Origin of the sequence: Moorena sp. SIO4E2 (assembly GCF_010671945.1) — a bacterium.
GTDB lineage: Bacteria > Cyanobacteriota > Cyanobacteriia > Cyanobacteriales > Coleofasciculaceae > Moorena > Moorena producens.
This window is the reverse complement of the sequence record NZ_JAAHIE010000245.1, coordinates 1-10,655: the sequence shown is the minus strand read 5'-3', so window position 1 is coordinate 10,655 and position 10,655 is coordinate 1. Positions and strand designations below refer to the sequence as shown.

At 45.4% G+C, this 10,655-nt stretch carries 7 protein-coding genes and 1 pseudogene; 4 read left to right on the top strand and 4 right to left on the bottom strand.

Annotated elements, in window-relative coordinates; all coding sequences use genetic code 11:
* Positions 1-1,628: (R)-citramalate synthase (locus F6K37_RS22345; protein WP_287252214.1), on the bottom strand; the 1,628-nt coding region annotated here is incomplete at its 3' end.
* 523 nt (positions 1,629-2,151) lie between these two features.
* Between F6K37_RS22345 and F6K37_RS22340 the strand changes: the two genes are divergently transcribed.
* From F6K37_RS22340 to F6K37_RS22325, 4 genes are all read left to right on the top strand, one after another.
* Positions 2,152-2,484: a 2Fe-2S iron-sulfur cluster-binding protein gene (locus tag F6K37_RS22340; RefSeq protein WP_287252212.1), complete on the top strand. Its 333-nt coding sequence runs from the start codon at positions 2,152-2,154 to the stop codon at positions 2,482-2,484.
* Positions 2,485-2,830: 346 nt separating this feature from the next.
* Complete coding sequence (locus F6K37_RS22335; protein WP_008187253.1) at positions 2,831-3,028, top strand: hypothetical protein; 198 nt, start codon at positions 2,831-2,833, stop codon at positions 3,026-3,028.
* A 41-nt stretch (positions 3,029-3,069) separates the two neighbouring features.
* Positions 3,070-3,285, top strand: a complete 216-nt coding sequence (locus tag F6K37_RS22330) for a ParE family toxin-like protein (protein WP_008187250.1) — start codon at positions 3,070-3,072, stop codon at positions 3,283-3,285.
* Between the two features lie 178 nt (positions 3,286-3,463).
* Positions 3,464-4,033, top strand: a complete 570-nt coding sequence (locus F6K37_RS22325) for a Uma2 family endonuclease (protein WP_287252209.1) — start codon at positions 3,464-3,466, stop codon at positions 4,031-4,033.
* Between the two features lie 117 nt (positions 4,034-4,150).
* Here F6K37_RS22325 and F6K37_RS22320 read toward each other — a convergent pair whose 3' ends face one another.
* From F6K37_RS22320 to F6K37_RS45600, 3 genes and pseudogenes are all read right to left on the bottom strand, one after another.
* A complete protein-coding gene (locus tag F6K37_RS22320) occupies positions 4,151-4,279 on the bottom strand; it encodes a hypothetical protein (RefSeq protein ID WP_267873706.1) in 129 nt (42 codons plus the stop codon).
* 73 nt (positions 4,280-4,352) lie between these two features.
* A pseudogene (locus tag F6K37_RS22315) lies at positions 4,353-5,098 on the bottom strand (Uma2 family endonuclease).
* A 481-nt stretch (positions 5,099-5,579) separates the two neighbouring features.
* Complete coding sequence (locus tag F6K37_RS45600; protein ID WP_287252205.1) at positions 5,580-10,376, bottom strand: SdrD B-like domain-containing protein; 4,797 nt, start codon at positions 10,374-10,376, stop codon at positions 5,580-5,582.
* Positions 10,377-10,655 lie beyond the last annotated feature (279 nt).

The window sequence follows — 10,655 nt, the reverse complement described above, 5'->3', positions numbered from 1 at the left end:
GCATCAAGGGCTGACACTGGTCCATTGCCTTCTGCTACTTCCAAAATATCCTGGTTGTTAACAGATACTTTAATGGTTGCCACAGAATTACTGTAGGGTTTACTGACCCCTTGTAGCATATCGCAATGTATCTGACAGCCTTTGAGTTCAAAGGGATGTTCTCGATATCCCAAAGCATCTCGCATCAACAAATCAAAACTGGCTTCCGCTGCTTCAAATTGATACCCTTCATTTTCCAGATCTTTGAGCCGTTCCAGGATTTCGCGACAGGCGGGGTCTTTTTTATCCAGGTCATGACCGAAACTACGGGCTTTTGCTAATACATTGCTCAATCCCGACTGGTCAGAAATTACGATCCGACGCTGGTTACCAATCTGTTCTGGCTGAATATGTTCATAGGTCAGAGGATTCTTTGCCACCGCTGACACATGAATGCCACCTTTGTGAGCAAAGGCTGAACGACCCACAAAGGCAGCATGGTCATTGGGAGCAAGATTGACAATCTCGCTAATTAAACGACTAGCTTGGGTCAGTCTGGCCAGCTGGTTATCTTCAATACAGCGTAACCCTAGCTTCAACTGTAAGTTAGGAATCACAGAACAGAGATTGGCATTACCACAGCGTTCACCATAACCATTAATCGTTCCCTGAACCATACAGGCTCCCTCAGATACCGCAGCTAAGGCATTAGCAACCGCTGTATCTGAATCATTATGGGTATGGATTCCTAACATGGGTTGGAGGTTAGCCGGTTGTTCGCCTTTGGCGTTCCCGTAGGGTAGGTTAGCCGGTTGAAGGTTAGCCGGTTGTTCGCCTTTGGCGTTCCCGTAGGGTAGGTTAGCCGGTTGAAGGTTAGCCGGTTGTTCGCCTTTGGCGTTCCCGTAGGGTAGGTTAGTTTCGGTTCCAGGTTGAAGGTTAGCAGGTTGTTCGCCTTTGGCGTTCCCGTAGGGTAGGTTAGAACCTTCAACATTCAACCTTCCAACGTTCAACTCATTTTCAACATTCAACCTTCCAACTTTCAACTCTTTAGCTACATCTCTAACAATTTGACTAACTTGATCGGGTAGGGTACCACCGTTGGTGTCACACAGTACTAGCCATTCTGCACCCGCATCTCTAGCAGCTCTCAGGGTTTTGAGGGCATACTCTCGATTGGCTTTATAGCCATCAAACCAGTGTTCTGCATCGTAAATCACCCGACGCCCTTGACTACGGAGGTATTCTATGGTATCCCGAATCATGGCTAGGTTTTCCTCTAGGCTAGTTTTCAGCCCTTCGGTGACATGAAGATCCCAGGATTTACCAAAAATAGTCACCCAGCGCGTTCCTGCAGCTAAAATAGCTTGCAGCATCCGGTCTTCTGCAGCAATCATGTTTGGGCGTCGAGTTGAGCAAAAGGCTACTACTTCTGCTTGTTTGAGAGGTTCTTCTTTGAGCTTCCAGAAAAATTGCACATCTTTCGGATTTGCCCCTGGCCATCCTCCTTCAATGAAGGGAATACCTAACTCATCCAGTTGCCGAGCAATGCGTAACTTATCTTCTAGAGACAATGAGATTCCCTCACGCTGGGCACCATCCCGCAGCGTTGTATCGTAAATCCAGATCGGGTGAGAAGCTGTTGAAGTCATGGGCAGTTAGAATAGTTGAGTTGATCGTAAAGAAATGTAAATTATAAAGGGTAAGCTTTGATGGCCAGGACTTAGGAAATGCCCCCTAAATCCCCCAATTCTGGGGGACTTTGACATGATTACCCCCCCAAAATTGGGGGGTTAGGGGGGCAAAATCAACTAAACTTCGTAAGTCCTAATGGCCTAAAGCTTAGTCAAGGGCAAGGCACGCAGATAACCTTCCGACATTTACCCGCGCTTAGCAGTGTAGGAAGGTTACCGTACTCTTAACCCTTGATAGATCAAGGGTATCAAGCGATGCAGCGCCTTCAGGCCGGGGTTTCCCCCATGAGCGACTGCATCAAGACAGAGGACTCGACCAAACTATCTAAAATCTAGATATTTATAAACGCAGCTTATCTAGAACTATCAAACAATAAGAGCACCTTACTGTATTGCCAAATTGGCTTTGTTCACAACACTAAACATAGCTGCATCCAATTGTATTAAAAAATAAGCTACAGATAAGGAGTAATCTTGAATAATGCCTAAAGTAACAGCACAAGGAAAAAGCTTTGAATGTGACCAGGGCAGTAATCTGCGCAAGGTCTTACTAGAGCATGGGGTTGCCCTATACAACGGCAACGCTAAAGTAATTAACTGTAGAGGATTAGGCAGCTGTGGTACCTGTGCGGTTGAGATAGACGGGGAAGTATCCGAGCCAAATTGGAAAGATAAAGCTAGGCGATCGCTTCCACCCCATTCTCCGACAGCAAATCGCCGCTTAGCCTGTCAGACTAAGGTTTTAGGTGATGTTTGTGTTACCAAATATGATGGCTTTTGGGGGCAAGGGGATCAAACTGTTTGGACCCCATAATCATGAAGTTGCTAATGGTGACTAGAACTTTGGTTGTCGTTCAAAGCTAGGGTGTGTCGTTAGTAGTGAATGTAAAATTATTTGTACTTAGGTAATTATTGTCATTTATGACTGCTATAGTTATCAGGGTAAGCGCCATGAAAATTGAGCCAAAATGTAATATAGGGCAAGGATTATGATAATATTAAGCCTTGATTATTAGCGCTATTGCAATTTATATTAATAGTGTTAAGAAGAATGCCGCATTATTGATTATTGCGTTTACCCTGCATCCCTTACCCAATTTGGCGTTATGGTATCTCACTATTATAATTATAGATGCAGTAGATAAAGGCGATGGCATTTTATGAGTGTTGCCGAAATCAAAGAAGCAGTAATGAAACTCTCTACGGGAGAGTTAACAGATCTGGTTCAATGGCTTGATGAATTCTATGAATCTCTATGGGATAAGCAAATTGAGGAAGACTTTGAATCTGGCAAGCTAGATCATCTAATTAAACAAGCAAGGCAAGAATTCAGAGAGGGGAAGTGCCAGGAAATTTAAAGCATTTCACTACTTCACAGTTTTGGTAATACTACCGTCAGTTGCCACAGGAAATTCAAGAATTAGCAGATAAAAACTATGAGTTGCTTAAGCAAGAACCCAAACATCCATCTTTGAAATTTAAAAAGATCAAAAGTTTGTGGTCGGTAAGAGTAGGTAGAAATTATAGAGCTTTAGGTTCTGATGAACCAGAGGGAGTTCTATGGTTCTGGATAGGCCCAAACAGCAAGTACGATGATATCTTAAAGCAAATATAGCTTTTGTAGTGCGATGGTTGTAGTGAATGAAAGATGCGTTCGCGTAGCGGCTCGTACCGAGCATCGCGTTTTGGAGAATGCGTTCGCGTAGCGGCTCGTACCGAGCATCGCTTTTTTGGTGAGCATGACTGGAACTGAATCCAGCAACAGTTAAAATCTAAGAAACAGGAGGTCATCAATGGTTGCTGTAAATCAAATTAGACAAACGTTAACCCTGGCGGAATTTTTAGAACTTCCTGAAACCAAACCTGCTACTGAATATGTCAATGGACAAATTAAACAAAAACCTATTCCTCAAGGAGAACATAGTACCTTACAAACTCGTATTGCTACAGCGATTAATGAACTTATTTTACCGAAAAAAATTGCTCATGCTTTTACTGAATTAAGATGTACTTTTGGGGGACGTTCTATTGTTCCAGATATTACAGTATTTAGTTGGAATCGTATTCCGAAAACAGAAAAAGGAAGAATAGCCAATAAATTTGAGCTTTATCCTGATTGGGTAATCGAAATTCTTTCTCCTGAACAATCTGCGAATAAAGTTATCAAAAAAATTCTGTTTTGTCTGAACCAGAGAACAGAGTTAGGCTGGTTAATTGATCCTGAAGATGAATCAGTGATGATATTTCAACCGAATCAATTGCCAGAAATAAAATCAGATCAAGAAATTTTACCTGTGTTAGATAGTATTAAAGATTGGAAATTATCTGTTGCCGAAATGTTTAGTTGGTTAAGTGTTAAATAATTTTTGGTTGGCGTTTCTTTTTTCCATTGAACTGAGTAAGAGATCAAATATCAATGATCGTAAGCATATGCGCTACGCGCACGCTGCTTGAGGTGCCGTCAGCCGTGAGCTAAAAGCTCACGCTGCTTGAGGTGCCATCAGCCATTCCCATAGCGTGGCCTTTGGCAAAGGCGCATAAGCTGAAAGCTGTTCGCGTAGCGTGCGCGTAGCGCATAAGCTGATAGCTGATAGCTTACCAATGATCAATGACCAATTACCAATTACCCAAGCTTGAAAAGAGCAATCCTACCGGAATCGATATGATATTCCAGTTGAGGAATTATCCCTCTGGCTCGATGCCTGCTGCTCTTAGCTGCGCTGCCAATTGCTCAGCTCGTTGCCGTTCCTGTTCAGCTCGTTGCCGTTCCTGTTCAGCTCGTTGCTGTTCCTGGATGACCAACTCTGAACCCCACAGCAACAGTTCTCCTTGCTGATCCCACCAACGTAACCAGTAACCAGTTCGGTTTTCCCTAGTTCCTTGCCAGATACCCAGAAATAAGCTCATTTGATCAATCCAGTAACGGTTATTGGCATCGGGTGGTTCGAGTTGATAACGTCCTGAATCATCTAACCGATAGGCTTCTATTACTCCAGTGTCTGGCTCAAAAATTACATAGTTGGGAACCTGTAACACTTGCTCATAGTAAAACCACTTGCCCGGAGGATAGGTTGGCTTGTTGGAATACTCCCCAGCTTCAGTATCACAGAGAAATTCCATGACAATAGCAGGAATATCCCCTTGAAGTCTTGGGGTATAATTACGTTTAAGTTCTTCTCTTGACACCCGAATTGATGGCACATATCCCCAATCTGGGGCTTTTACCACGATTTTGCGATTCAAAGTGGCACAGATGCCATAATTGGTAGTAGTCAGGGCATTAGCTGGTAGTTTGCCAGCAATTTCCAAACTTTGTGTCAGAGCAGCAGCCAGGGAGGTTGATTGATATCATCCACTGGTTCGTCGTCAAGAAGGAAATCATCAGTTGACACTCCCCGCCCTGGAAGGACGGGGATTCTTGCTTCCACGGGGTGACTTGTTTAACCAGGCCGGAGCCAGAAAAAATAGAGGTCTCCTCTTCACAAGCGTACTTGGTCTATGACCCAGGTTTCGGTGTGCCCCACCGTACCTAATCTAGTTAACAAGTTAGATAAACTTTTTCTTGATCATAGGGTTTTCGTAGATATCCAAATCGTTAGATTTGATTATGCAATAAGCTTATCTCTTAGCTTATTTTTTACATCATCTACTTATTTTAAGATCATGTTTATCTAGACCATTAATTTTTTTTCGTTAGGCATCTATAATAACACGATGTTAGAAAACCGTCAAGTCTTAATTTCAAAAAAAACCGTCCTATAAGGACGGGGCGCGATTACCCAAATTTTTTGGTAACTTTTCCCAGGTAACTTGGTAAGTAGCTGTGCTAGCTATCATAATTAGTTCCTCTCGGAGCCTGCTCTTATTATCATAAGTTAGCGAATTCCAGAGAACTGACGGGGTAACAGTTTACTTCACTCGACCCCGGAATCGGATAAACCCATAGGAATTTGGCGGTTCTCCTGGTGCAGTAGCTTCGGGCACATCTCCGACTTCGACCACCACAACTCCATTTTGGTTGACAGATACATTACATCCTGCGGGCACTGAGGTCCCTGGTGAGTAATAGCGACCGCGATCGCTATCGGGGATATTAGTTAGATAGATATTCGGTTCAGCTGAACCACTGGTGGGTAAAGGATCGGTAGTCTCGAACAAGGCAATCCCGACATCACTAGCTGGGAAACCAGCAGTTTGATTGAAGGCATCCGGAATAAAAGTAGTTTCTGCCGGAACTCGGTCACAGATACGCAGGCTCTTAGCGTAATTGCTGCCATTGGAGAGGAAGTACACAGTATATTCCAACTCATCCCCTGGCATGACTGTGCCAGAGTTAATTAATCCCCGCAGATATACATTGGGATTAGGCCAGTTAGGGTCATTATCCTCAGGAGCGCGATCGCTTCCAACATGATTGTCAGTACCAGGACTATCAATACCATCAACGAAAAGTGAGCCAGATGTCGGTAAAGATTCCCAAACGTTACTGTCTTTGCGCTTAATAGCGGTAATACGTTTGACCAGTATCACGTTGGGGAGGCTTTCAACATCAAACCCAAAGTTAATGTCACCCACAGCAGTAGTAGTCACCTCAATCGGTATATCATTAGAGGTTCCTAACATCAACTCATCGGGGATCTCAGCATCGTTGGTATCGACTTGCACAATGTATTTCCCTGCCCTTAAGCTGGTGAATCTGTAATTCCCACTATTATCAGTATCAGTAGTGGCTTCTTGGGTATCACCAGCATCGATAACATCATTACTGTTAACGTCTTGGTATAAGACTACCCTAATGTTGGCAGGTAGAGTCGATTCACCATTGTCAAAAGTATCGTTTTGGGGATTATCGTCTTGGTAGAGAGTACCGGATACTTCACCAGTAGATGTAACTGGAAGGGCAATCATCCCCACATCCAGGTCTCGTTTGTCTTCCGATGCACCCAGAGCAAACACTTCGGTATATCCCGTAGTTGGGTCAGCATCAGAATCAATCGTGTCATCATTGCCCACATTTTGGAAACCAATCTCATAGCCAGATGGGGCAATAAACTCTAAGAAATAGTTTCCTGCTGCTAAACTAGAGAAGGAGTAGAAACCCGGATTACCAGCCACATCGTTAGTAGTCACTGTAGTGGCGAGTAGACTATCATCCCCGCCACCAGGTTGACCATCAGCACCAGGATTATAAAGGTTAACCGTCACACCATTGAAACCCAATTCACCAATGTTTTGGAGTCCATCACCATTATTATCAATCCAGACAAAATCCCCTAAGATCGGCTGAGGTACTATTCCTGCATCTACATCCTGGTTACTGTCTCCAGCATTCAAGGTAATGTTAGCCGTTTGTCCAGTAGCGTCAGCATCCGAGTCGAGAGTGTCATCACCCTGGTCTTGGGGAGAGAAAGCATGACCAGGGGGTGCAATGAACTTTAGATAATAGGTGCCTGGTGTCAAGTCCCGGAAGCGATAGAAACCAGGATTATCATTGAAGTCATTACTGGTTTGGGTCGAGTCGATCAGAGTGTTACCAGTATCATAGAGTTCAACAGTGACGCCATTGACACCAACTTCACCCCCATCTTGAGTACCATTGTCATCGGTATCCAACCAAACGAAATCACCTAAGCTAGCGGTAGTTGGGTCTACAGAGGTTAGTCCAGCATCGAAATCACGGGTGTCTGTAGTCTGGTTGACACTAAAGACGTTTGTCTGTCCAGTATTGGGATCAGCATCGGAGTCAGCGGTCTCATCACCACCCTGGTCTTGAGGAGAGAGATTTAGGTTGTCTGGGGGAATGAATTTAACGAAGTAATCTCCGGCTGGCACTTCCGAGAAAAGGTAAGCGCCATCATTACCGGTACCATCCGGAGCAGTTAAGGTAAAACCATAGAAACTATCGTCACTGGTACCAGGTTGACCATCACCCCCGTCTTGCCACAACTCAACCAGCACCCCATTGATACCTGGTTCACTATTATCTTGAATCCCATTACCGTTTTGGTCATCCCAGACCAAGTCTCCAATGATTGCAGGGGTGGGGGGTTGAATTTGAATTCCGACTTTGGGGGGTTCTGCGGGTAACAGGGTAGCTGCGGCACCGGATTGATCCGTTCGTGTAGAGACGAAAGCAAAGGAATTCCAGGCAATCTCGCCGTTGGTTGGTGCTCCAGCCGGTGCTCGCATCGGCCAGTTCAGCATCACCGACTCTAGGGGGTCGAGAACCAGGTTACCCAAGTTAAACCTCAGAGCGGTAACCGCACTGGGGTCACTGGGAAAGGTAGTACTCCAGTCATCGACGCAGCCACTAGGCCAATTGAGGTCTTGACCATCACTAGGATTGGGACGGCAAGGATTGGAGTTGGTGGTGTATTCAACAGTGACACCAGGAATCGCCACGGTAACCGGACCAGCGAGATTAGGACGCCATTGGGAACCCCTGGCTGAACTAGTATTGAGCACTTGAGTATCGCCGATGGCAGGCAACATATCGACTACAAGTATATTAGTCATCGGCACCGTGCCTTGATTGGTGATAGTGAGCTGGTAATCTACCTGTCCCCCCGGAACCGTGGTGCCACTAGTGGAGAAACTGGTATCGACCTCACCCTGAACTACCTTTTGTGAATCGAGGGTTGCGATCGCAGCTACTTCAACGTTTGCTGTTCTTCGACAAATAGTCTCATCGGTGATGCCATCCCCATCCACATCAACCGTATCCTGACTTCTGCGGTTACTACTGTTGCAATCGAACACACTATCGTTGGACATGATGAATAATTCATTAGTCAACGAACCTGTACTCACCCCCTGCTCAACTACTGTATCGACATAGATTCTGAGCCACTTATTCTCTGGTATTTGGGTTCCTGTAATTTGCCAACGCAGCAAGGTGCGACCGGTGCCGTTGTAGTTCGGAATCGCCTCGAAGTTGATCTCAGCGTTATCGGGCACAGTACTTGATCCCACACTATCAAACCTCCAGGCACCCCCATAGTCAAGCCCTGCTGGCAGTAAATCGGCAATAATGGGATTGACATAATCTGCGGTAGCGCTCGACTCGTTGCGAAACTGTAGCCGAAATTCTATGGTGTCACCAGGAGCATAGGGACCACTCTGAGTTTCGTCTCTTTTGTTTGGATTTACGATGGCTTGTAATGCCGAGATTTCTGTCTGTTGGCACTTTTCCAGGGGGTCTGTTGGTGAATTGGGCTTCCAAGTCAGTTGGGCACAGTTTTTGATCGTCTCCCCCATCGAGCGGTCAGGCTGAACCTCTACAAACAGTTTTGGTCGATTACTGCTTGCTGTAGCTTGAAAACCTACTGGTACATTGGTGTACTCGAACTCAACCCCTGTAATGTATTCCCCTGCTCCTAAGGTGATGTCCGTCCCAATGGTGAGGGTGGTGTTCTGAGGGTGTGAGGTACCGGCTGTCAAGGGGTTGAGATTAGTTTTGTAGCGGACAATCACATCCCCGGTGTAATTGTTGTATCTGCCTGTGCTAATTTTAGTGACCCGCACCTGATCTAAGAGGTTAATCCCATCGTCATTGACTTGATCTAGGTCGTCAGTGACTGTTAGAGTAGTCATCGGTACATTACCGGTATTTCTTGGGTCAAGCCGAAACTCAAATTCATTGCCAATAGCCACCTGACCCGAGAATGATTTAGAATTAAATGTGCCTTGATAGTTCGCGTCTGTAAAACCATGTTCAGCCTCACCATTTAAGTTCAACTCGGTGCCATCAATCAGTTCTCCTGTTGCGGTAGCTGGGTTAATCACAGTACTATTGGCACCAGTAGTGTTGAAGGTAGCACTAGGATACTCAACAGAGACTTGTGCGTTGAAACAATTTCTGCCACTCTGAATACTGAGGTTACCGACATTCCAAGTGACAACCCCGGAGTTATGGGTACCCCCATCGGTAGCACTAACAAAACTTGACCCAACCGGAAGAGTATCTTGCACAACTACATTTTGTAGGTTGATACCACTCTCAAGATTCTGGGCATGGCAAAGCTCAAGCTCATAGGTCACTGGTGAATCAAGAGCCGGATCACCATTGCTAGGAATCACCCGATTTTTCTCCAATGTCCACTTATTTAAAGCAGCGTTTGAATCGACATCAGAGGTAACCGTTAGAGCATTGGAGGTGGCATTCCCTGCATTAGCACTCGTCCCTTGGGCTTGGTTAATCGCTGGTGTATTGTCTACAGTCGTACCGGGGGGAAACTGGACTCGAATCTCCAAGTTGACAGGGGAACCTGCTGGAATCGGTGAATTATACTCAACGGTAGCCAGTCCTGTATCCTCGTCATAGTTGACAGTAGCAGGACGTCCAGGAAGGATGCTGACATTGTTAGAAGACCAATCAATTTGAGGAGGGAGTTGGTCAGTAATCACCACATCCTGGCAGTCCTCATCCCCACTACAGGAGACGCGGATGGTGTAGATAAATTCTTGTCCTGATGGAACTTCTGTCACGATCTGACCATCGGCATCATTAGCGACTTTTACCAACTGGAGTTGGGCATCAGCCCATACTGGAGTAGCGTAACCGGCGATCGCACTGACTAACATCACACTGCCAATCAGTGTATGGCGAGGAAACTGGGAAGGGAAAATTTTCCCTAGAGGATAGGGTAGGCTTTCTGAACCCACATTGGCTGCGATCGCTTGGAGATAGTTCAATAAAGATTTCATGACTGGCCGGGATGAATAATTGGAATCGGGAAATTAAGCTAAACACGTTTTTAAGAACAAATCGGGTATAGAGAGATTACTCAGAGGATATCTCCCAAGTTTTTTGATACTGAATTTTGCCCCCCTGACCCCCCAAGCGAGCAATCCCTCGCTTGGGGGGAACAAGAGTCAATTTGCTTCTAAAAGTCCCCCAGAATTGGGGGACCAACGGGGGCTTGGATGTAGCAAATGAGACTTCTCAGACAACCTCTCAGACGATAGGGAGTTAAATACAAATCA